Genomic DNA, 23,768 nt, shown 5'->3' with positions numbered 1-23,768 from the left:
ATTATGACGAAATAAGTCCGCGAATATGGCAATTCAAAATATCTTCGGTAATTGCTGCGCTTTTATTGAAATTTCCAAACAAAAGTGCCCACAACACATCGCTGCGGGCACTTTGCCGTTCAGAACCGCTCGAGATTTGCCCGATCAGGCTTCTTCCATCGACATCAGAGACGCATTGCCCCCGGCAGCCGTGGTGTTGATGGTCACAGTTTTTTCGGTGGCAAAACGATGCATGAACATCTCGGCTGGCAGGGCACCATCATCTTCAATGCCACTATCGGATATCAGCGACAATATCGCCCCGTCCCGCCGCGCCAGCACCTGTTTAAACACCGTCACACGCGGCAACGGTGCCACGCACGAAACACCGGCAATGTTGCCGCCATTCATCGTCGCCAACCCGGCGTCATCACCAACAACACACAGCAATGATTTGGGCATATCACTTGTCGCAAACTGCTTTTCCACGCGCGACAACCATTTATCGTTACCCGCCACCAGCACCGCATTGCCCGCAGCCACCGCCGCCGCAATATGGCGCATCACCCGGCCCGGTTCGGCCCCGTGATCGGCCTGAACCAGGTAAACCCCACGGCCCAGCAATTCCAGATCGTTGGTTTCACCCGTCGGTCCGGGCAAACGTACCGGTGCCACAAAGCCATTTTGAGAAATCGCAGCAAAATCGGCAAAATGTTGTGCGCCTTCGGCCAGTTCATCACTGCCTTCCGCCACCAGCGCCGATGCCAGGCTTTCCAACGCATTCATGCGTTTATCACCGGGCGTTTTTTGCCATTCGATCTGGCTTTTGCCAAGCCGGGCTAGTTCGCTGGTCGGGACAGGTGTGTTTACAAAAATGGTTTCGCGATCATTCGGCGTGGTCGTATCGCCCACCGCAACCTTGCCCTGATCAACAACCGGTTTGGCAAAGCGCGCAACATAATGCGGGCCCCCGGCCTTTGGCCCGGTGCCCGATTTACCCTGCCCGCCAAAAGGCTGCACACCGACAACCGCCCCAATCATGTTGCGGTTGATATAGCAGTTCCCAACCCGCAATTTCTCGGCAATGTGGCGTGCCGTGCCATCAATGCGCGAATGCACACCCAGTGTCAGGCCGTAACCCGCATCGTTGATCTGGTCCAAGACCTTGTCCAACTCGCGGGCTTTGAACCGCACAACATGCACAATCGGGCCAAACACCTCGCGTTCCAGCATATCAAGGCTGGGAATTTCCACGCAATGCGGGGCAAAAAATGTGCCTTTGTCGGTTTCTGGCAACATGTCGCAGGCATACAGCAATTTTGCCTCGCGCTTCATACGATCGGCATGTTTTTGCAACATGGCACGCGCCGCATCGTCAATCACCGGCCCCACATCAATATCAAGATAGGCCGGGTCACCCACCCGCAATTCCTTCATCGCGCCAACCAGCATATGGCAAAGTTTGTCGGCGATATCTTCCTGCACAAACAGCACCCGCAAAGCCGAACAACGCTGCCCGGCAGACTGGAAACCCGATATCACCACATCTTGCACCACCTGTTCGGGAAGGGCGGTAGAATCGACAATCATGGCGTTCTGGCCACCGGTCTCGGCAATAAGCGGCACCGGTGCGCCGGGCCGCTTGGCAAGGTTGCGGTTAATAAGCTGGGCTGTTTCGGTTGATCCGGTAAAGGCCACCCCGGCCACCCGGCGATCATTGATCAGAATATCGCCCAGCTTGCGACCCGAGCCGGGCAACAACTGAAAGGCACTGCCCGGCACACCGGCAGCCAAAATCAACTCAGCGGCCTTTGCCGCAATCAGCGATGTTTGTTCGGCGGGCTTGGCAATAACGGCATTCCCGGCCGCCAGTGCCGCCGTAACCTGGCCCAGAAAAATTGCCAGCGGGAAGTTCCACGGGCTGATGCACACAAACACCCCGCGCCCTTCCATCATGCTACCGTCGCGATAAAGTTCTTCGCAGCGATTGGCGTAATAGCGGCAAAAATCGACTGCCTCGCGCACTTCGGCAACCCCGTCGGAATAAAGCTTTCCGGCTTCGCGCTGGCACAGCAAAATAAACGTATCCAGGTTATCTTCCAGCAAATCGCCAACGCGACGCAGGCACGCTGCCCGTTCGCTTGCCGGTGTGGCGTTCCATGCCGGGTAACCGGCGCTGGCGGTAACAAGGGCGGCTTCCACCTGTTCGGCCCCGGCCAAAACCACCGTGCCGACCGTTTCGCTGCGATCCACCGGGCTGATCACGTCGTGGCTTTCGCCATCCTGCCATTCGCCATTGATCAGCGGGGCGGCACGCCAGCCCGTTCCGGCCAGTTCTTTCATATGCTCAACCAGCGGCACCAGTTTGGTCGGGTCGGTTAGATCCATCCCGCGTGAATTAACGCGCCCTGCCCCGTACAAATCAACCGGTGCCGGAATTTTCGGATGCGCCTTGCGCGGCAAGGCTGCCATTTTCTCAACCGGATCAGTGACCATTTCCTCGATCGGCAGTTGTTCATCCTGAATGCGGTTGACAAAGCTGGTATTGGCCCCGTTTTCCAACAAACGCCGCACCAGATAAGCCAGCAGATCTTCATGGGTGCCGACCGGGGCATAAACACGACAGGGAATGTTTTCGCCGTTTTTACCCACAATCTGTTCATACAGGGCCTCGCCCATGCCATGCAGGCGCTGAAATTCAAAGGTGCGGTCATTGCCCGCCATCGCCAGAATGGCGGCAACGGTGTGGGCGTTGTGGCTGGCAAACTGGCAATAAAACGCATCACGGCGCGACAGCATCAAGCGCGCACAGGCGATATAGGAAACATCGGTCGCCGCCTTGCGGGTGAAAACCGGGTAACCTTCAAAACCGTTTTCCTGGCTGTTTTTAATTTCGGTATCCCAATATGCACCCTTGACCAGCCGCACCATCATTTTACGGCCCACCCGGGTTGCCAGATCGGCCAACCATTCCAGCACATGATAAGCGCGTTTCTGATAGGCCTGCACCGCCAGGCCAAAGCCTTCCCAACCATCAAGATCCGGGTCGGCAAATACGGCTTCGATTACGTCAAGCGACAGGTCCAACCGGTTGGCTTCCTCGGCATCGACAGTAAAGCCGATATCGTGTTTTTTTGCCATCATCACCAGCGCCTTGAGGCGCGGGACAAGTTCATCCATCACCCGGTCGCGATTGGCAAAATCATAACGGGGATGAATGGCCGATAATTTTACTGAGATACCGGGGCTGTCGATTGGCCCGCGCCCTTTGGCAACCTTACCAATTTCATGAATGGCATTTTCATAGGATTTGAAATAACGATCCGCATCTTCCATGGTGCGGGCCGCTTCGCCCAGCATGTCATAGGAATAGCGGTAACCTTTTTCTTCGTTCGCACGCGCGCGTTCGGCGGCCTCGGCAATGGTGCGGCCCATCACAAACTGGCGGCCCATCACGCGCATGGCCTGATTAAACGCCCGGCGAATAACCGGCTCGCCCGACCGGGCAATCATGCGTTTAACCAAGGCACCGGGGTTGGCACGGTCTTCACGACCAAACCGAATAACCCGCCCGGTCAGCATCAATCCCCAGGTCGAGGCATTAACAAAAAAGCTGCCGCTATGGCCCAAATGGCTGTTCCAGTCGGCATCAAACAATTTGTCCTGGATAAGTTTATCGGCAGTCACCGCATCGGGCACACGAAGCAATGCTTCGGCCAGACACATCAGGATCACGCCTTCCTTGCTGGTCAGTTCATATTCATGCAGCAATGCATCGATGCCGGTCTTGCCTGTATCGGCAGCGCGCACATTGGCCACCAGTTGATAGGCCTTTTCCTGCACCCTTGCCTTGTCTTGTGGCGATACCGTTGCCTGTTCGATCAGGTAATTGACAACGGCTTCTTCATCGCACCGATATGTCGCCAAAATCTTGGCCCGCAATTTATCGGTTACTGGCAAGGGGGAACGAAACATCACGCAAAAACTCCCTGTTCAAAAAGACGCGGCCCGCAATCAGGCGCATCAATCATGCGGGACGGTTATCATCCGCTTTTCCCGACATAGTTGAAACGCAAGGGCCTCTGTAATGGCTCCAGAATAATGACGATTTAGAAAAATATGCTGCCATTTTTCGCAAAATTGCGATATATCATCCAGCATAACTTCTATAATGCAGCTTGAAACACTGGCTGAGGCCAATAAATGCAGAAGAATGTCAAAAATCTCGATAAGATCGACAAGCAAATCCTGCGGGAACTGCAACATGATGGCAGAATGTCGAATGTGGAACTGTCCCGCCGGGTCAATCTAAGCCCGACCCCCTGTCTTGAGCGTGTGCGCCGCCTGGAACAGCAGGGTTTTATCATTGGCTATATGGCACGGCTGGACCCCCGCAAGCTGGACCAGTCGCTGGTGGTTTTTGTCGAAATCACGCTGGACCGCACCACACCTGATGTGTTCGATAAATTTTCCAATGCGGTACGCAAATTGTCCGAAGTCGAAGAATGCCACATGGTGGCCGGTGGTTTCGATTATTTGATGAAATCGCGGGTGTCCGACATGTATGCCTACCGCGAATTTCTTGAACGCCTGTCATCCATCGAAGGGGTTAGCCAAACCCACACCTATGTGGTGATGGAAGAAGTTAAGGTGCGCCCGGGAATCACAATTATATAACCGGCATTCCCGAGAGTATCGGCTAGGCTGACTTTGGCAAAATCACCCGTTTGTGATTTTAAAGTAGCATATTTGCCTGCAAATCCGTAACGATCAGGGAAAATAAACTGATCAACAGGGACGGTAAGCAATGTCAGAATTGGATTTTTACTTCGATTTCTCCTCCCCTTATGGCTATCTCGCCAGCGAACGGATCGATGATCTGGCGCAACGCTGCGGCGTTACGGTGCATTGGCGTCCGTTTCTGATCGGTGCCGCATTTAAGCAAACGGGGCAAAGCCCCCTGATCGAACAACCGATTCGCGGCGACTATTTCCGTCATGACATGGAACGTTGCGCGCGCCTGCAAGGCACCCCCTTTAAAATCCCCGCCAAATTCCCCTATGCCGCCCTGGCACCCAGCCGCGCCTTTTACTGGATCGCCAGTTTCGATCCCAAACTGGCGCAAAAATTTGCCCATGATATTTACCGGGGCTATTTTGCCGATGGCCTGGATATGAGCGACCCCGAAACCGTGATCGCCACAGCGACCCGCCACGAGATTGATGCTGGTGCGCTTCGCGAAGCCATCGTCGACCCGAAATGGAAACAGCATCTGCGCGAGGTAATCGACCACGCCATCGCCCGGGGTGCCTTTGGCTCACCGTTCTTTTTTTACAAGGACGAGCCGTTTTTCGGCAATGACCGCATGGACCACCTGGAACAGTGGATCAAAAGCCACGCTTGAAAATTAAGAACAGGCAGAACAAAACACTGCCTGTTCTGTTTTTCCCTGGAGCATAACCGGCACGCCACCATCAAGCCAACCCGCCGTGCCGGTCTTTGCCTCGCATTTTTTGCCTGCACAAAACTATCGACATCCCCCCGGCGAATCCCTTGCTTGTCCACCCTCCGCTCTGGCGCACAAGCCCCCTGCGTGCCGCCATAAATGCGGCATATGACCAGACGGAAAACCGGACAGCGGCGCAATTGTGGCCACCACCGCGCGGCCAAGCGATCAGAAGCAGCCTTAAAGCGCGCGCCTGCACCGCAATAAATTTTATTTAAAATCAACTCAGTATCAAAGAAATTTCCTGTTTCGAACGGGGAAAAATCCCTCGCGCAGGCCATATACGTTTATTCGGTACTGAAATACCAATTTATGCTTGCCGTTTACGTAAACTTCCGCCATAACAAGCGCATGGCCAACAGGCCAGAATAACATTTATGTGGGCCGCGCCGCCTGCCACTTGGCTGGCCCGAAGCGGTTTGGTTTCGACCCAGCAGGACGGGACATGCAGATAAAATCCGCCATCAATATCCGCGCCGAAGACTTTCGCAGCAATGCCGACCAGATGGAAAAACTGGTCGCCGATTTGCGCGAACAAATCAGCACAATCAAACTGGGCGGCGGTGAACGTGCCCGTAACCGCCATACGGGCCGGGGCAAATTATTGCCGCGCGAACGCATTCGCCAGTTGTTAGATGTCGGATCGCCCTTTCTAGAGCTTTCTCAACTGGCCGCATGGGGCATGTATGGCGATGAAGATGTGCCTGCCGCAGGCATCGTTACCGGCATTGGCCGGGTATCGGGCGTTGAATGCGTGATTGTCGCCAATGATGCCACGGTCAAGGGTGGGTCCTATTACCCCATCACGGTCAAAAAGCATCTGCGCGCGCAGGAAATTGCGCTGGAAAACCACCTGCCCTGCCTTTATCTGGTTGATAGTGGCGGTGCCAACCTGCCCCGTCAGGACGATGTTTTCCCCGACCGCGATCATTTTGGCCGCATCTTTTTTAACCAGGCCAATCTGTCGGCCAAGGGTATTCCGCAAATTGCCGTTGTCATGGGGTCTTGCACCGCGGGCGGCGCCTATGTGCCCGCCATGTCGGACGAAAGCATTATTGTCCGCAATCAGGGCACGATCTTTTTGGGCGGCCCGCCTTTGGTAAAGGCCGCAACCGGCGAAGTTGTTTCCGCCGAAGACCTGGGCGGGGCCGATGTGCATTGCAAAACATCGGGTGTGACCGACCATTACGCCCAGGACGACGCCCACGCCCTGTCAATTGCGCGCACCATTGTAAAAAACCTGAACTGGACCAAAAACCCCGGCATCACCCTGCATGAACCCGCCGCACCGGCCTATGACCCGCGCGAGATTTACGGGGTAATTCCGGCGGATGCCAAAAAACCCTATGACGTGCGCGAAATTATCGCCCGCATTGTGGATGGTTCAGAATTTGACGAGTTCAAGGCCCTTTATGGCACCACACTGGTCACCGGCTTTGCCCGCATATTTGGCTATCCCGTCGGCATTATTGCCAATAACGGCATTTTATTTTCCGAAAGTGCGCTTAAAGGTGCCCATTTCATTGAATTGTGCGCGCAACGCGGCATTCCGCTGGTGTTTTTGCAAAACATTACCGGCTTTATGATTGGTCAAAAATACGAAAGCGGCGGCATTGCCAAGGACGGCGCCAAACTGGTTACTGCCGTTGCCACCGCCAAAGTACCCAAATTCACTGTGCTGATCGGCGGGTCATTCGGGGCTGGTAATTACGGCATGTGTGGCCGCGCCTATAGCCCGCGCTTTTTGTGGATGTGGCCCAATGCCCGCATTTCAGTAATGGGCGGGGAACAAGCCGCCAATGTGCTGACGCAAATTAAAGCCGACGCACTGGAAAAACGCGGTGAAACCTGGCCGCAAGACCAGCAGGAAGCCTTTAAGGCCCCCCTTCGCGCGCAATACGAAGAACAAGGCCACCCCTATTACGCCTCGGCGCGCCTGTGGGATGATGGCGTAATTGACCCGGCCGATACCCGCATGGTGCTGGGCCTTGGGCTGTCGGCGGCATTTAACAAACCGGCGGAAGAAACCCGGTTTGGCGTTTTCCGCATGTGATGCAGGGGATATAACCATGTCAAAAGTTAACGGCGATAACACCGCCCTGATCTGCACCATCAATCAAAACGGCATTGGGCGGGTTACGCTAAACCGCCCCGACATTCACAATGCCTTTGACGATGCCCTGATCCGCGATTTAACCGCCACGCTAACCACCCTGAACGCCGACACTGCCGTGCGTGTGGTGCAGTTGACGGGCGCGGGCAAAAGCTTTTCTGCCGGGGCCGACCTTAACTGGATGAAACGCATGGCCGAGTACAGCCGTGCTGAAAACCTGGCGGATTCACGCCATCTGGCAACGCTGATGAAAACCCTTAATTTCATGAGCAAACCCACCATTGCCATGGTCAATGGCGCGGCATTTGGCGGCGGCGTTGGCCTGGCTGCCTGTTGCGATATTGTTATCGCCTCGGACCGGGCAAAATTTTGCTTGTCGGAAACGCGACTGGGGCTGATCCCCGCCGTGATTTCACCCTACGTGATCGCGGCCATCGGCACGGCACAGGCGCGGCGATATTTCATTAGCGCCGAACGGTTTGATGCCGCCACCGCGCAAAAAATTGGTCTGGTCCATGAGATCACCGAAGCGGACGAGTTGATCGCCAGGGGCGACGAGATGGCGCAGCTTTTATTGCAAAACAGCCCAAGCGCCATGGCCGCCGCCAAGGACCTGATTTATGCCATCGCCGCACACCCGATTGACGACGACCTGATTGAAGAAACCGCCGCCCGCATCGCCGATCAACGCGCCAGCTCCGAAGGCCGCGAAGGGGTAAGCGCCTTTCTTGAAAAACGATCCGCCTTCTGGATTAAGGAATAAACACATGCTGCGCAAACTGCTGATCGCCAATCGCGGTGAAATTGCCTGCCGGGTTATTGCCACCGCCAAACGCATGGGCATTACCACCATTGCCGTTTATTCCGACGCAGATGCCAATGCCCTGCATGTGCAACAGGCCGACGAGGCATGGCACATTGGCGGCCCCGCCCCGGCGGACAGCTATTTGCGCACAGACCGGTTGCTGGACGTTCTGGCAAAATCCGGGGCCGATGCCGTGCATCCCGGTTATGGATTTTTATCCGAAAATGCCGGTTTCGCCGATGCCATTGCCAAAGCAGGTGCCGTTTTTGTCGGCCCGCCTGCCAGCGCCATTCGCGCGATGGGGTCCAAATCCGAAGCCAAAAAGATCATGGCAAAAGCTGGCGTGCCGCTGGTGCCGGGCTATCATGGTGCCGATCAGGACCCGGACCTTTTGGCAGCAGAAGCCGATAAAATCGGCTATCCGGTTCTGATCAAGGCATCCGCCGGCGGCGGCGGCAAAGGCATGCGCGCGGTTGAAACCGCCGCCGATTTTGCCGATGCCCTGATCAGTTGCAAACGCGAAGCCCGGTCCAGCTTTGGCGATGACCATTGCCTGATTGAAAAGCTGATACAGCATCCCCGCCATGTTGAAATTCAGGTTTTTGCCGATGCCCATGGCAATGCGGTTTATTTGTTTGAGCGCGATTGCTCGTTGCAGCGCCGCCACCAAAAAGTAATCGAAGAAGCCCCCGCACCCAACATGCCCGAGGACCTTCGTGCCCGCATGGGCAAGGCTGCCGTCGATGCGGCGCGCGCCATTGGCTATCAGGGCGCTGGCACGGTTGAATTTCTGCTGGATGCCTCGGGTGATTTTTATTTCATGGAAATGAATACTCGCCTGCAGGTCGAACATCCGGTGACCGAAATGATCACGGGTGAAGACCTGGTCGAATGGCAATTGCGCGTGGCAGATGGCGAAACCCTGCCCAAAACGCAGGACCAGTTAAAAATCAACGGTCATGCCTTTGAAGTGCGTCTTTATGCCGAAGACCCGCACAATGATTTTTTGCCCGCCACCGGCAAACTGGTTCACATGCACATGCCCGCCGCCAGCCCGCATGTGCGCATTGATACCGGGGTCTATCAGGGCGGCGTTGTGTCCATCCATTATGACCCCATGATAGCCAAGCTGATTGTCTGGGATCAGGATAGAACATCGGCCTTGCGGCGTTTGTCGCGCGCACTCGATAATGTGCAAATTGTGGGCGTCACCACCAATACCGGCTTTTTGGCCAACATCGCCCGCCATCCGGCCTTTGAGCGCGCCGAGGTCGAAACCGGGTTTATCCCCACTTACATCAACGACCTGATCCCCGCCCCGTCCCTGCCCGACAATGACGCATTATGCTTTGCTGCGCTGGAGGTTTTGCACCAGCGCGATTGCGAATCGCGCACTTACGCAAGTGCCAGCACCGACCCGTGGTCGCCGTGGCACAGCACCAATGGCTGGCGCATGAATGACGACAACCATCATGATATTATCTTGCGTCACAATGACGATGATCTGACCGTCAAGGTTCACTATCGTGATTTTGGTTATATCTGCGATTTGCCCGGCGGCGGCACCGTGCGCGTGGAACAGGCCCACCATAACAACGGTAATATCACCGCAACATTTGATGGCATTCGCAAACGCGCCGACGTGCGCCGGGTTGGCAACAGCCTGACAATTTTTCGTCCTGGCAAGATGGACCGGCTGGAAATATTTGATCCTGCCGAAAATGCCGGTGCCAATGCGGGTGCCGCGGGCAACCTTAACGCGCCCATGCCCGGCAAGATCATTGCAGTGATGGCAAAAACCGGCGATGCTGTGACAGCTGGTGACAAACTGGTGATTATGGAGGCCATGAAGATGGAACATACCATTTCTGCCCCCGTTTCAGGAACCGTTCGGGAAGTGTATTTTGCCGTTGGCGACCAGGTGGGCGACGGCGACGAATTGATTGCAATCGAGGAGGCCTGACCATGCCACGGCGCACGCTGGGAAATTTGCCCAAACAGGTAAAGATTGTTGAAGTCGGCCCGCGTGACGGTCTGCAAAATGAAAAGGCGATGGTTTCCACTGCCACCAAAATCGAGTTGATCCATCAATTGGGCGAAGCCGGACTTTCAGTAATCGAAGCCACCGCGTTTGTCAGCCCCAAATGGGTGCCGCAAATGGGCGATGCCCACGACGTGATGACCCAGATCAGCCGCAAGGATGGTGTGACCTATCCGGTTCTAACCCCCAACCTGAAAGGACTGGACGCCGCCATTGCCGCCGGGGCCACCGAAGTTTCGGTTTTTGGTTCCGCCTCGGAAAGTTTTTCGCAAAAAAACATCAATTGTTCGATTGCCGACAGCCTGAAACGGTTTCGCCCGGTGATCGACAAGGCGCGCAAAAACAACGTCGCCGTGCGGGGCTATGTCTCGTGCGTGCTGGGCTGCCCGTATGAAGGTGATGTTGCCCCGGCCAAGGTCGCCGGGGTTGCACAGGAACTCTATGAGATGGGCTGTTATGAAGTCAGCCTTGGCGACACCATTGGCACGGGGACGCCTGTCAAAGCGCAGGATATGATTGCCGCCGTTGCGCAAAACATTCCGATTGAAAAAATAGCCGCCCATTTCCACGACACCTATGGTCAAGCCCTGGCCAATTTGCTGGCCGCCCTGCAAATGGGCATTGCCACCATTGACAGTTCGGTGGCGGGCCTGGGTGGCTGCCCCTATGCGCAAGGTGCCAGCGGCAATGTTGCCACCGAAGATGTCGTTTACATGCTTAACGGCCTTGGCATTGAAAGCGGTGTTGATCTGGAAAAACTGGTCGCAACCGGACACTGGATTTGCAGCCGGGTCGGGCGACCATCCGCATCCAAGGCGCAACTGGCAATATCGGCTCACCTGAACTGATACACGGCGCGTAACGCTTAATTTTCGCGCCAAACCAGCCCGGTTTTGCACTGTTCCCCAAACAAAAACCCCCGCAACATGTTACATATGCTGCAAGGGTTCTTGTTTGCTCGTGTTTTATGCTTTGCGTATCGGTTTTTTATTCTGATCCGATATTCACGCTATTGTCTGGATCCTGGCACGGGTTACGGCATCAGGCCGTTTTGACAGCGTGCAAAAACTGTTCGACCCGGCTGCGCAAGACCTCGGATTGCTCGGACAATTCGCCCGATGCCGCCAGAACCTGTTCGGCAGCAGCCCCGGTTGACGAAACCGCCTCGGTAACGCCGGAAATATTTTGCGAAACTTCGCTGGTGCCCGAATATGCCTGTTGCACATTGCGGGTAATTTCCTGGGTTGCGGCCCCTTGCTGCTCAACCGCACTGGCAATATTGGCGGCAATCTCGTTAATCTGGGCAATGGTGCCACCGATTGACTGAATGGCAAGCACCGCCTCGCGGGTTTCATTCTGAATACCGGTGATCTGGCTGGTAATTTCATCGGTCGCACGTGCGGTTGCCGATGCCAGATTTTTCACTTCAGCCGCAACCACGGCAAACCCTTTACCTGCTTCACCGGCGCGTGCCGCCTCAATCGTCGCATTCAGGGCCAGCAAATTGGTCTGGTTGGCAATGTCGTTAATCAGGTTCACAACGTCGCCAATTTTCTGCGCGGCTTCGGCCAAACCTTTGACCTGAATATTGGTCTGCTCGGCATCGCTGACCGCTTTGGTCGAAATTTGCGAGGACTGGCTCACCTGATGGCTGATTTCATTGATCGACGCGCTTAATTCTTCGGCAGCACTGGCCACCATCTGCACATTGCTTGATGCCTGATCAGACGCCGCAGCAACCGCGGTTGACTGACGACCGGTTTCCTCGGCCGTTGCCGTCATGGATTGCGCGGTGGCCTGCATTTCTGTCGCCGCTGCGGCAACGGTTTTCAGCGCGTCGCTCACATCATGGTCAAAATCGGTGGTCAGGCGGTCAATCATTTCGGTGCGCTGCACGCGGCGATGCTGTGCTTCAAGTTCTTTTTGCGCCAGGTCATCGGCCTTTTGCATATTTTGCTTGAACACCAGAACGGCCGCCGACATATCACCGATTTCGTCGTTATGATCCTGACCGGGAATGTCGGTTGATTTATCGCCGGCGGCCAGGGCGCGCATGGCATCGGTTAACGCCAGCACCGGCCGGGAAATACCCTGCCCGACCATAAAGGCGGCAACAGCCCCCAATACCAATGCCACCAGCGAGACCGTAATCGACACAATCATAGCCATTTCGGTTGCACTGCTGGCACGCGGGCCGAGCTCATCCTGTTCGGCCTTCAATGACAGCTTCAGTTCTTCCATCACCGACGCAATCTGGGGGCCGATCACATCAAGCGTCCCGTGTACCAGCGCATCCCGACGGGCAAGCGACGCCGTATCGCCCTTCCTGGTCAGATCAACAACCTGGTTGAAGGCCTCAAGATATTGCTGCAATTCTGCTGCCGCACCTGCCAGCAAACTGTGAACATTGTCCTGGGTGTTAACTTCTGACAGTTGCCGGTTCAAATCCAGTGTCGCAGCCGCGCGTTTTTTCGCTGCAGCCTCCGACTTTTCCGACATTGTCAGCAAAAAGTCCTTTGCCGCCAACCGGGTTTCCAGCAAATTTGCCTGTACCCGACCGGCCAGATTGGTTTGCAAGGCAAGCTGGCGATAACTTTTAAAGTTGTCATCGGCCGCCCGCAACGACAGGCCCGATACCACCGTAATAACCAGCAGCAGCGCCACAATCAGGCCAAAGCCCCCAAAGATCTTTTTCGAAATACTAATATTCTTTAACACGACAACCCCGTCTTCCATTATCCCCTTTAGTTCGCCGTTATTATCTCATTGTATAGGTATTATCTACTAAATTGTCCTGATGCGCAGTGACACGTTTCACACGAACATCCTAAACCACCCCTTACGAATAGTTTTTATTTAAATCCCAACGAAAGTATCGCCCTGCTCTCCCTTTGCGCAAATTTGCATATGGCGGTTTTGTCTTTCCCTTGCGGACAGAGAATGTCATATTCGGCTCCTGTGTCGGGTTTGGCCTGTTTGGCCAAGGGAACACGGGAAAAGGATGCGTCTGGCGTTAAAAAGCGTTGCATCCTGCGCCCGGGCTGCCCCCGCAACTGTGAGTGGCGAGTTGAAAACGGGAATGGTCACTGATCCGCAGTCTTAAAGGATCGGGAAGGTTGTTTTCAGCGACGACCCACGAGCCAGGAAACCTGCCTGCACGGACGTTTGGCCGAAATTATTTGGCCGTTCGGGGTACACACAAAAACTCGGAGGGAGTTTTCTGAAAATGACGACAGCGACCAAAACAGTATCTTTGGGAATTAGCCAGCGCATTGCGGCGGCCGCCGTAGCGATGGTTCTGGGCGGGGTTTTGTTGTATGGGGCCGGTTTTGCCAGTGCCAACACCCTGCATAATGCCGCCCATGACGGGCGCCATGCATTTGCGTTCCCCTGCCACTAAGGCAAACCGCCCCAAAGGTCTTTCGATATGATTCAACGTATCCTGTTCGCCGCGATTTTCGCTGGCGTGCTTGGGGGCGTGTTTGTTTCCGCTGCCCAGCATTTAAAAGTCACCCCCCTTATCCTTGAGGCCGAAACCTACGAGGAAATGGACGCCGCGACGACAGCGTCACAGACGCTGGCAACCGCACCGGAAACAGCATCAGGCACCCTTGCCACAGCCGCCCCTGACCATGATCACGCGCACGACCATGCAGGCGCCACCGCCAATACTACCCACGACCATGATCATGGCGATGCCACCACCACCGCCAGCGACCATCATCACGACGAAAACGCCTGGGCACCGCAAGACGGCTTTGAACGTATTTCCTATACCTTGCTTGCCAATATCGTGATCGGTGTTGGTTATGCCCTGTTGCTATGCGCCGGAATTGTGTTGCGCGGCAAAGACATTACCATCCGTCAGGGTTTGATGTGGGGCGTGTGCGGGTTTTTGGCTTTTTCACTGTTGCCATCTCTGGGCCTGCCGCCCGAATTACCCGGTTCTGTATCCGCCCCGCTGGAAGCCCGGCAAATATGGTGGCTTAGTGCCGCTATTGGCGGCGCCGCCGGCTTGGCCCTGATCGCCTTTGGCCGGGGCTGGATTTATAAACTGGTAGGGCTGGTGGCCATTGTCACCCCGCATCTTTATGGCGCGCCCCATGTCGCAGAAGCCCTTGGTGGCTCCCTGCCTGCCGAACTCGCCGCCGAATTTGCCATTGCATCGATCATTACCAGTGCAGGTTTCTGGTTGGTGCTGGGCGGTTTATCGGGCGCATTTCTGGCGCGCAAGCCTTTATCACAAGCATAGACGGCATAGCGGCCTTAGCCGGTTCACCAACGCGCTTCCACGGCAAAATGCATCCTTCGGGGTGCATTTTTGTTTAAGGACACCAAAAAAAATGGACACCAATAAGGTGCCCATTCAAGGTTCAGTCGGCAGTTTATATCGAAATATCTTACGATGACGCCCCGTCAAGGGCGGCCCGGCGACGCTCGCGCAACGAGCCTGCGGTGGCACGGTCATCCCCGGTGGGCTGGTAATAAACCGTCATATCGCGCAAGGCAGCACGCACCTTTTCAAGCGCAACATCACCGTCGTCAGCCATCTCATAGGCATCAAAGCCGCAGCGGTGCATGTATAAAATCTGATCGCGCAGCACATCGCCAACCGCGCGCATTTCACCCTTATAGCCATAACGCTCCCGCAAAATACGGCCATAGGAATATCCGCGCCCGTCGGTATAGGCCGGGAATTTCACCGCAATCAGCGAAAACCGGTCGATATCGTCGGCCAGATCTTCCGGGGCATCGCCGGGTACCAGCAACACGCCCAGCCCGCCATTGCGGGCGATCAGGCTGTCATGCTCGGCTTTAAACCGCGCCAGACTAACCAGCACATTTGCCCCGCTTTCAGGCACCGAACTTTCATCATCAAGCGCGACCCATTCATTGTCGATCACGCAATCATTCTTAACGATCGCCATAAAGCACCTCCTTGAACGGGTCCATGCCAACACGGCGATAGGTATCGATGAAACGTTCGCCAACTGTACGAATGTCGATGTAACGGGTAATCAGTGCTTCAATTGCGTCGACAACCTCGGCCTCGGAAAAACCGGCACCGGCAATTTTGCCAATGGCTGCATCCTGGCTGGCATCGCCCCCCAACGTGATCTGGTAAAATTCCTTACCGCGCTTATCGAGGCCCAAAATGCCGATATGGCCAACATGGTGATGCCCGCAGGCATTGATACAGCCCGAAATTTTGATCTTTAGTTCGCCAATATCATATTGACGTTCCAGATCGCCAAATCGTTCGGAAATGCGCTGCGACAGCGGGATCGACCGTGCGGTTGCCAAGGCGCAATAATCCAGCCCCGGGCAGGCAATAATGTCGGTCACAAATCCCAGATTGGCAGTTGCCAGTTGCGCGCCGTTCAATTCGGCCCACAAGGAAAAAAGATCGGCCTTTTTAACATGGGGCAGAACAAGGTTTTGTTCGTGGGTAACGCGCACATCGCCAAAGCTGTATTGATCGGCAAGATCGCCGACCAGTTCCATTTGCGCGGCCGTGGCATCGCCGGGAATACCGCCAATCGGTTTTAGCGAAATATTGGCAATGGCATAACCGGGCTGCTTGTGCGCAATCACGTTTGAACGCACCCAGGCGGCAAAATCGGGATGGGCCTGTTTGCGGCGTTCAAATTCCGGGTCGTTATCTTGCAATTCTTCAAACGCAGGCGGGGCAAACTGGGCAATATATTGCGCAATTTCGTCATCGCTCACTCGCAAGGAGCCGTCCTTGATTTTCGCCCATTCTTCTTCGACTTGCTGGCGGATATCATCAATGCCAACTTCGTGAACCAGAATTTTGAACCGCGCCTTGTATTTGTTATCGCGGCGGCCAAAGCGGTTATAAACCCGCAAAATGGCTTCCAGATACGAAAACAAATCATTTTTGCCGATAAAATCGCGCACGGTTTTACCGACAAACGGTGTGCGGCCCAAACCGCCGCCAATTGTCACCTCAAACCCGGTTTCACCGGCAGCGTTTTTGTGCATGCGCAGCCCAATGTCATGCACACGTACTGCGGCACGATCATTGGGGGATCCGGTAACCGCAATTTTAAACTTGCGCGGCAGATAGGTAAATTCCGGGTGAAACGTCGACCATTGGCGGATCAGTTCGCAATAGGGGCGCGGATCTTCAATTTCGTCGGCGGCCGCACCGGCATATTGATCGGTCGTGGTATTACGAATGCAGTTGCCCGAGGTTTGAATGGCATGCATTTCAACCGTTGCCAGATCGGCCAGCGCATCGGGAATTTCGTTTAGTTTCGGCCAGTTATACTGGATATTCTGCCGGGTGGTGAAATGACCATAGCCCTTGTCATATGTGCGCGCAATATAACCCAGCTTGCGCATCTGTTCGCCGTTCAGGGTGCCATAAGGCACGGCAACACGCAGCATATAGGCATGCAGTTGCAAATAAACGCCATTCATCAGGCGCAGAGGTTTGAACTGGTCTTCGGTCAGTTCGCCGGAAATACGCCGGGCAACCTGGTCGCGAAACTGCGCGGTGCGTTCCGCAACAAGCTGGCGGTCAAAATCGTCATAACGATACATAATGTATGCTCCTTATCCCGCCTGATAACCAAGATCGGTCCGAACACTTGGCCCTAATGTGCGCAATACTTCGCGGTATTTGGTTGGCACCAGCACACCATCTTCCTGCGCAACATCAATCAGATACGGGCCAACAACGGTTACCTGCTGCTTTTGGGTATCGGCGCGCGCCATCAAGGCTTCCGCCTGTTGGGCATCTTTCGCGCAAACAGCATCACGGATGTCGGTACTCCATCCGTCATCAGCGGTCATAAACACCGCCAGGCCATCATCAAGCCGGTTTGCCGTAACAACTTGCAGGGACATTGGGTTCTCTCAGACAGTAAATCTCTCATGGGTGCCCGCATTGAACCGGGCTTTTGTTATGTGGAATTTGGCTGATCGGACGTTATTGGTCAAGTTTTTTTGTTAAATACCTTAAACAACATTTATTTTTTGTTATTATTTGTGAAACTTGACGTTCACCGCGCCCTCGGCTAGGTCAACAACTGCAATTTACAACAGATCGCACCATGCCCCAGAACCTGATCAAATTAAGTGTCGGCACCGAAAGCCCGGAAACATTGCGCCAATGGCAGGAATATATGCGCCAAACCTATGGCCGCACGTATCACACCACCCGCATGTCGCCCAAACGCCGTGACGAAGTTCTCGATGGCGGATCGATTTATTGGGTAATCAAGGGCGCCATCCGCTGCCGCCAGCGCGTGACCGATCTCGAAGAATTTACCGACGAGGCCGGCATCAAACATTGCCGCATTGTTTTAGACGACAATCTCATCGAAACCGCCGCCTATCCGCATCGCGCCTTTCAGGGCTGGCGTTATCTGGCTGCTGACAAAACTCCACCAGATGCCAAAAGCGGCACCAACGCCGATGCGCTGCCCGAAGATATGGCAATGGAACTGCGCGATCTGGGTCTGATCTGAAATTCCGACCCGGCGCGCCATCATTGCGGCAGACTTTAAGCCGACGAAACGGCACCCGAGTCTGCCTTTTGCCCGGCAGACAGGCCGGGCTGGTTTTCCTCGATATCTTTGAGGGTGGCGGCAACTTCCTTTTTTAACCAGCGAATAAAGGCCACCACCCGGGGCCGGTTCAGGTTTTCCTCCGGGCAGGTCACATAATAGGCATAACTTGACGCCACTTTTTGCGGAAACGGACGCACCAGCAGACCGGCCTTTAAATCCTGTGCCGCCAATGATGTACGCGCCACGCCAATGCCCTGCCCCATCAGGGCGGCCTGTATCACCATATCACCACTGTTAAACCGCAAGCCGCGCCGCAAATCGATGCCGGTCACCCCAACCCCGTCAAGCCAGAATTGCCAGTCGGCGGCACGCGGCATGTCGGCATCCGACGTGGCATCATGCAATAACTGGTGCCCTGCAATATCTTGCGGCACGGACAAGGGTGGATTGGATGCCAGATAATCCGGGCTGCATACCGGAAAAACCTCGTCGCGCATCAAACGTTCGGTATGTAAATGCGGGTAATGCCCCCGCCCAAAGCGCACGGCCAGATCAATGCCTTCAGTGCGAAAATCAACCAGACGGTCATCGGCATGAATGCGCACGTCAATATCAGGATGCTCGGCACGGAAATGCCCCAGACGCGGGATCAACCATTTCACCGCAAAAGATTGCAGCACACTCACCGTCACCACCCCGGCCTCTTCTACCGCCAACAGGCTTTCAATTTCGCCCGCAATCCGGGTGAAACCTTCGCTGGTGGCGCGTGCCAGCCGGTCGCCTTCGTCGGTTAATTGCAACCGGCGCGGCAGACGAAAAAACAGCCGAAACCCGAGATATTCCTCAAGCTGGCGGATTTGCTGGCTAACCGCACCCTGGGTAACAAAAAGTTCCTCGGCCGCGCGGGTGAAATTCAAATGCCGGGCGGCGGCATCAAAGGCGCGCAGGGCTTGCAACGGGGGCAATCTCACGGTCGGTTCTCCGCTCACAATAAATTCAGTCTGCACCAAACACGCACACGACACGGCCAACGCCCTGCTTTGCGAACTGGCCGCATAATCATTAGCTAAACTAATATATATGCCGAGAATGTATGGTTTGTCACCCGGTGATTTCTGGTCGAAAAACAAGGAATAACGCACCTGCCACGAGCAGGAAAAACCTAGTCAACCGGAAGAACACCCCCATGACCCGCAGCACATCCATTAGATACGCTGGCAATTGTCCGCAAAACACAAAAAACCGAACCGGTGCCATCAAACACGGGTTCGGGCAATTTCTCGATGCCGTGAATGGCTTTTTTGACTGTTTAGCGCTGCACCTGACGCTGCGGTTAACCCGGCGCAGCCATCTCTTGTCGGTTCAGGATATGACCGACCACCAACTGGCCGATATCGGTTTGCGCCGGACAGATATTAACACTGAATATGAAAAATCACATCATTGGCACATTCATTTGAAGAATTGATCTGTCTGCTTGCGATCAGGTGAAAAGAGTTCATATCCTGTATACCTGAATTTACATCTGGCGGGGCGGTCTTGGCGCCCGCCAGTGGTGCCTCCCAGGGAAAAGGATTGAAGATGGCCAAAAAGCAGAAACCGACGCCGAAAAAACCGCTTGCCAAAAAGGTCCATGGCGATCCCCTGCTGGAAAAGGCCCTTCATAAAACGCAGCATAGCCGCAGCCATGCCAACCAGCACCCTGACCTGCGCACGCTTGACAGTGAAACCCGCGACCACATGTTGCTCGATGCCGAAAGCCTGACCATGGAACGGCTGGACGACGGAAATGGTGATGACGATCACGCGATCAAATCAGATAAGGCCGAAACAGCCAAAGACGCCAAAGCACAACGCAAGAACGACGTAGAAATGGCCCGTAAAGATGCCAAAAAACACGAAAAAGAAGTTTCCACCGTCGAGAAGCGCGCGGCACATCTTGTCCCGAAAGGGTCTGGCACGCCCCCCGACCTGCCGGAGTCACCAGACGAACCTTTGAAAAAAATCAAAACCAAACAATATCTGGAACTGATTGCACCGCTGCATATCGAGCTTTTGAAATTTCAGAACTGGGTCAAAAGTGAAAAGGTCAAAGCCCTGATCATTTTTGAAGGACGCGATGCTGCGGGTAAAGGCGGCACCATCAAACGCTTTACAGAACACTTAAACCCTCGTGGTGCCCGCGTTGTTGCACTTGATAAACCCAATGATCGCGAAGTCACCCAGTGGTATTTTCAGCGATATATGCAGCATTTGCCCTCTGGCGGCGAAATCGTGCTGTTTGACCGGTCGTGGTATAACCGGGCGATGGTCGAACGGGTGATGGGGTTTTGTACCCGGTTTGAAGTCAGCGAGTTCTTACAATCCGTTCCCGAACTTGAACGCATGTTGCTGCGCTCGCACACCTCGATGACCAAGTTCTATTTTTCGGTCAGCAAGGATGAACAGGCGCGCCGCTTTGCCCAACGCCAGGAAGACCCGCTAAAACAGTGGAAACTAAGCCCGGTTGATCTGGCGTCACAAAACCTGTGGGATGAATATACCCAGGCCAAGGAAGAAATGTTCTACGCAACATCGACCCAGGCATGCCCGTGGGTGATCATTAAATCGGATGATAAAAAACGCGCCCGCATCAATGCCATTCGCTATTTCCTCTCGCAGTTCAATTATCAGGGGAAATTGCCCGACCTATTGCAATATGACCTGCGCGTTGTTCGCAATGTCGATCAGGAACTGGGCATCGACGACTAGAACGCTCTGCTTTTTGCCGGGTCAGGGCGGGTCAACGCCCGTCCTGCCCCGACAACCCGCTTTTCCCTATGGCCAACCGTATAATATCGCGCAGCACAGAACAAAAGCCGCCGATTGACAAGGCCCCTGCCCCCGTCCTTTATAAGGCACAGGAAAAACCTTAAGAAACGGGAGGCTGTATCATGGCCAAATGTGCATTTATCGGTCTGGGTGTTATGGGATACCCGATGGCCGGACATCTTCAAAAATCGGGCCACAGCGTTAGGGTCTATAACCGCACCACCGCGAAGGCCGAAAAATGGGCCGCCGAATTTGGCGGTGCCTTTGCGCCCACCCCGGCCAAAGCCGCCGAGGGCGCCGAGTTTGTATTTTGCTGCGTTGGCAATGACGACGATTTACGCAGCGTTATTACCGGCCCCGATGGGGCGCTGGCAGGCATGAACGCCGGAACCATTTTGGTGGACCACACCACCGCATCAGCCAATGTCGCGCGCGACCTTTATGAACTGGCCGCCAAACAGGATGTATCCATGATCGACGCACCCGTTTCTGGCGGGCAAGCCGGTGCAGAAAATGGTGTTTTAACCGTGATGTGCGGTGGCGACCAATCCGCGTTTGACAAAGCCGCCCCCGTCATTGATGCCTTTGCCCGGTCCTGCAAACTGATGGGCGAAACCGGCAGCGGACAATTGACCAAAATGGTCAACCAGATTTGCATTGCCGGTCTGGTTCAGGGATTGTCCGAAGCCATGAATTTTGGCAACAAGGCCGGTCTGGATATGACCAAGGTTATTGATGTGATTTCCAAGGGTGCGGCAGGAAGCTGGCAAATGGAAAATCGCGGCCAGACCATGGTCGATGGCAAGTTTGATTTTGGCTTTGCTGTTGACTGGATGCGCAAGGATCTGGGCATTTGCCTGGATGAAGCAGGCCGCAACGGTGCGCGCTTGCCTGTCACCGCCCTTGTGGACCAGTTTTATGCGCAGGTTCAGGCCCGTGGCGGCAACCGCTGGGATACCTCCAGCCTGATAGACCTTCTGGCGAAAGCCTGATCACGGCAGGCCGCACCACCGCGCCCGCCTGTTAAGAACAGCTTGAATACGAAAATGGCGGCATCCGAAAATGCCGCCATTTTTTAGGGTATTACCGGGGCTTCGCCCGACAAAAGGTCTTTTACAAGCCCGCGCGCAACAATGGTTCTACCTGGCTGCGATATTGGGCCAACATGCCATTGTTGAAATAGCCAACAGCACATTCCAAAACCTCGTCATGCGGCGGTTCGCCCTTGTCAGCTTGGGCATTATCCGCTGTTTTATCGCCATCCTGCGGCTCAATTTCATCGGTTTGCGGGTTTGGCGCCTGATCTTCGGGATGAAAGCCCCCATTGCCCAACCGTTCAATATCGATATTGGCCGCGCAGTTATCTGCCTGCACGGTGGTAATCGTTTTGCGCGGGTCACGCCTGCGGGGCGGCAGGGCGTGGGCAAGGTCAATTTCGCGGTCAAATTCTTCGGCATCTTTGAGCTGCACTTCAATATCGGGCACCACGCCATTGCCTTGCACAATATGGTTTTCCGGGGTGGTGTAATAACCCGTGGTGATTTTAACACCACCGCCGCCTGAAAGCGGCATGATGCGCTGCATCGATCCCTTGCCAAACGAGCGCTCGCCAATAATAACGCCGCGCCCGTTTTCACGCAGGGCCGCCGCCATCAGCTCCGCCCCGGATGCCGATCCACGGTCGAGCAAAATCACCATCGGTATGCCATCAAAATAACTGCTGCGGTCTGCTTCATAGGTGCGCATTTTGCGTTCGCCGCGCCCCTCTGTCGCAACAATCAGGCCCTTGGTCAGGAACTGATCGGCCATATCGGCGGCGGAATCGAGCAAGCCACCGGGATTGCGGCGCAAATCAACAATGATGCCGCGCGGATTACGGACTTTTTCCTTTAGTTCCTGCAAATAATCCTGGGTTTGCTCCAGCGTATTGGCATCAAACCGCGATACCCGCACATAGGGAATGTCGTTGTCGATAACCGACGCGGTAACAGAGGGCACTTCGATTTTGGCCCGTTTGATTGTGACATCAAACGACTTTTCCTTGCGCAAAATGCCCAGTTTTACCGGCTCGCCAACCCGGCCGCGCATTAACCGCACGGCTTCGGCAATCGGTTGACCTTTCATATCATGGTCATCAATCCGGGCAATACGATCATTGGGTTGCAAACCGGCCCGGGCCGCCGGGGTGTCGTCAATCGGCGACACGATGCGGATCTGTTTGTCTTCATCTTGCGCAATCACAATACCCACCCCGGCAAAGCTGCCTTCCGTACTTTCCTGCAAGCGCTTGAACATATCTTCCGACATATAAGCGCTGTGCGGGTCAAGGTCGTGCAGGCTTTGGTCAAGGGCTTCGCCAACGATATTGTCGGGCGAACGATCCGTGGTTTCTTCAAGCTTGGGCAAGGCGGCAATGGCATCATCAACAAATTTTGCCGTGTCGACGTCAAAAACATATGTTTCGCGCAAAACCTGAACCGTCTCGACAAATAGGTTATCGGCCCGGTCCAGCTGATCATCGGTCGCATTTTTGTCAACATAGTCGCGATAGGCATCAAGGAAGCGTTGCTCATCCTGATTGGGCCATACCGGGCCTGCACAGGCCACCAGTCTCGTCCCGGCAAAGGCAATTATAATCCCGAGGACGATAGGCAAAATTCCCTTTCGCAGCACCGCTTGCTCCTTGTTATCAAATTTTCATGTTGCCAGACATTATATCCTTCATCGCGCAAACGCGACCCGGAACCTGATATTTTAAAGACAATTATATCCGAATTGCGGCAAGGCATTATGCACGCATGACATAAATCCCGGAATTTGGCCTGTCACATTTACGTTTATCGCTGTTTTTACAGCAACACTGCCGTTATCCGCATTATGGACTCGAAATCGTCCGCAGGCTTGATTATGGTGAAAACAACAATTGATGTTCCGCCAAAAGGAGCAGGAACACATCCGAGCGGGCGGCTCAC

19 protein-coding genes and 1 riboswitch are annotated in these 23,768 nt (G+C 54.8%); of the genes, 12 read left to right on the top strand and 7 right to left on the bottom strand.

What is annotated here, in order from left to right; all coding sequences use genetic code 11:
* Nucleotides 1–144 precede the first annotated feature (144 nt).
* Nucleotides 145–3,954, bottom strand: a complete 3,810-nt coding sequence (gene putA, locus TMES_RS15180) for a bifunctional proline dehydrogenase/L-glutamate gamma-semialdehyde dehydrogenase PutA (protein WP_085584049.1) — start codon at nt 3,952–3,954, stop codon at nt 145–147.
* Between the two features lie 228 nt (nt 3,955–4,182).
* Here putA and TMES_RS15175 point away from each other — a divergent pair, with 228 nt between their 5' ends.
* The 6 genes from TMES_RS15175 to TMES_RS15150 all read left to right on the top strand — a co-directional run bounded on the left by TMES_RS15175 (nt 4,183) and on the right by TMES_RS15150 (nt 11,292).
* Nucleotides 4,183–4,656, top strand: coding sequence for an Lrp/AsnC ligand binding domain-containing protein (locus tag TMES_RS15175; protein ID WP_085584047.1), 474 nt, complete (start codon nt 4,183–4,185; stop codon nt 4,654–4,656).
* A 130-nt stretch (nt 4,657–4,786) separates the two neighbouring features.
* Complete coding sequence (locus TMES_RS15170) at nt 4,787–5,383, top strand: 2-hydroxychromene-2-carboxylate isomerase (RefSeq protein ID WP_085584045.1); 597 nt, start codon at nt 4,787–4,789, stop codon at nt 5,381–5,383.
* A 547-nt stretch (nt 5,384–5,930) separates the two neighbouring features.
* On the top strand, nt 5,931–7,538 hold the full coding sequence (locus TMES_RS15165) for a carboxyl transferase domain-containing protein (RefSeq protein ID WP_085584043.1): 1,608 nt from the start codon (nt 5,931–5,933) through the stop codon (nt 7,536–7,538).
* A gap of 16 nt (nt 7,539–7,554) precedes the next feature.
* Nucleotides 7,555–8,361: an enoyl-CoA hydratase/isomerase family protein gene (locus tag TMES_RS15160; protein WP_085584041.1), complete on the top strand. Its 807-nt coding sequence runs from the start codon at nt 7,555–7,557 to the stop codon at nt 8,359–8,361.
* Nucleotides 8,362–8,365: 4 nt separating this feature from the next.
* Nucleotides 8,366–10,366: an acetyl/propionyl/methylcrotonyl-CoA carboxylase subunit alpha gene (locus tag TMES_RS15155; RefSeq protein WP_085584039.1), complete on the top strand. Its 2,001-nt coding sequence runs from the start codon at nt 8,366–8,368 to the stop codon at nt 10,364–10,366.
* A gap of 2 nt (nt 10,367–10,368) precedes the next feature.
* Nucleotides 10,369–11,292: a hydroxymethylglutaryl-CoA lyase gene (locus TMES_RS15150; protein ID WP_085584037.1), complete on the top strand. Its 924-nt coding sequence runs from the start codon at nt 10,369–10,371 to the stop codon at nt 11,290–11,292.
* Between the two features lie 193 nt (nt 11,293–11,485).
* On the opposite strand, the gene TMES_RS15145 is transcribed toward TMES_RS15150, so the two are convergent.
* Nucleotides 11,486–13,162, bottom strand: a complete 1,677-nt coding sequence (locus tag TMES_RS15145) for a methyl-accepting chemotaxis protein (protein ID WP_245835464.1) — start codon at nt 13,160–13,162, stop codon at nt 11,486–11,488.
* 227 nt (nt 13,163–13,389) lie between these two features.
* Nucleotides 13,390–13,615: riboswitch (cobalamin riboswitch) on the top strand.
* Nucleotides 13,616–13,670: 55 nt separating this feature from the next.
* Between TMES_RS15145 and TMES_RS15140 the strand changes: the two genes are divergently transcribed.
* Together TMES_RS15140 and TMES_RS15135 are read left to right on the top strand one after the other, a co-directional pair.
* The gene (locus TMES_RS15140) at nt 13,671–13,844 is read left to right on the top strand and encodes a CbtB domain-containing protein (RefSeq protein WP_085584033.1); all 174 of its coding nucleotides are present in this window, start codon (nt 13,671–13,673) and stop codon (nt 13,842–13,844) included.
* 27 nt (nt 13,845–13,871) lie between these two features.
* Complete coding sequence (locus TMES_RS15135) at nt 13,872–14,696, top strand: CbtA family protein (RefSeq protein ID WP_085584031.1); 825 nt, start codon at nt 13,872–13,874, stop codon at nt 14,694–14,696.
* Between the two features lie 148 nt (nt 14,697–14,844).
* Here TMES_RS15135 and TMES_RS15130 read toward each other — a convergent pair whose 3' ends face one another.
* The 3 genes from TMES_RS15130 to TMES_RS15120 are packed head-to-tail and all read right to left on the bottom strand — an operon-like array spanning nt 14,845 to nt 17,320.
* The gene (locus TMES_RS15130; protein WP_085584029.1) at nt 14,845–15,372 is read right to left on the bottom strand and encodes a DUF934 domain-containing protein; all 528 of its coding nucleotides are present in this window, start codon (nt 15,370–15,372) and stop codon (nt 14,845–14,847) included.
* Nucleotides 15,359–17,014 carry a nitrite/sulfite reductase gene (locus TMES_RS15125; protein ID WP_085584027.1) on the bottom strand — a complete coding sequence of 552 codons (1,656 nt, stop codon included), beginning with the start codon at nt 17,012–17,014 and terminating at the stop codon, nt 15,359–15,361. The genes TMES_RS15130 and TMES_RS15125 overlap by 14 nt, the downstream gene beginning before the upstream one ends.
* A gap of 12 nt (nt 17,015–17,026) precedes the next feature.
* Nucleotides 17,027–17,320, bottom strand: coding sequence for a DUF2849 domain-containing protein (locus tag TMES_RS15120; RefSeq protein WP_085584025.1), 294 nt, complete (start codon nt 17,318–17,320; stop codon nt 17,027–17,029).
* A gap of 206 nt (nt 17,321–17,526) precedes the next feature.
* Here TMES_RS15120 and TMES_RS15115 point away from each other — a divergent pair, with 206 nt between their 5' ends.
* On the top strand, nt 17,527–17,943 hold the full coding sequence (locus TMES_RS15115; RefSeq protein ID WP_085584023.1) for a DUF1489 family protein: 417 nt from the start codon (nt 17,527–17,529) through the stop codon (nt 17,941–17,943).
* Nucleotides 17,944–17,978: 35 nt separating this feature from the next.
* Here the strand turns inward: TMES_RS15115 and TMES_RS15110 are convergent, their stop codons facing one another.
* Complete coding sequence (locus TMES_RS15110) at nt 17,979–18,956, bottom strand: transcriptional regulator GcvA (RefSeq protein ID WP_085584022.1); 978 nt, start codon at nt 18,954–18,956, stop codon at nt 17,979–17,981.
* Between the two features lie 122 nt (nt 18,957–19,078).
* Between TMES_RS15110 and TMES_RS23500 the strand changes: the two genes are divergently transcribed.
* The 3 genes from TMES_RS23500 to TMES_RS15095 all read left to right on the top strand — a co-directional run bounded on the left by TMES_RS23500 (nt 19,079) and on the right by TMES_RS15095 (nt 21,788).
* Nucleotides 19,079–19,453, top strand: a complete 375-nt coding sequence (locus TMES_RS23500) for a DUF1127 domain-containing protein (RefSeq protein WP_085584020.1) — start codon at nt 19,079–19,081, stop codon at nt 19,451–19,453.
* A 113-nt stretch (nt 19,454–19,566) separates the two neighbouring features.
* Entirely contained in the window at nt 19,567–20,736 is a 1,170-nt protein-coding gene (ppk2, locus tag TMES_RS15100) for a polyphosphate kinase 2 (protein WP_245835462.1), read from the top strand.
* 182 nt (nt 20,737–20,918) lie between these two features.
* Nucleotides 20,919–21,788, top strand: a complete 870-nt coding sequence (locus TMES_RS15095; RefSeq protein WP_085584018.1) for an NAD(P)-dependent oxidoreductase — start codon at nt 20,919–20,921, stop codon at nt 21,786–21,788.
* 121 nt (nt 21,789–21,909) lie between these two features.
* On the opposite strand, the gene TMES_RS15090 is transcribed toward TMES_RS15095, so the two are convergent.
* Nucleotides 21,910–23,469 (bottom strand): S41 family peptidase, encoded by a 1,560-nt coding sequence (locus tag TMES_RS15090; RefSeq protein ID WP_085584016.1) that lies wholly within the window; start codon nt 23,467–23,469, stop codon nt 21,910–21,912.
* Between the last annotated feature and the right edge of the window lie 299 nt (nt 23,470–23,768).

The sequence above is a fragment of the Thalassospira mesophila genome (assembly GCF_002115755.1).
Classification (GTDB): Bacteria; Pseudomonadota; Alphaproteobacteria; order Rhodospirillales; family Thalassospiraceae; genus Thalassospira; species Thalassospira mesophila.
Note: the sequence above shows the minus strand (reverse complement) of the source record. Positions and strands in the feature narration are given on the sequence as shown.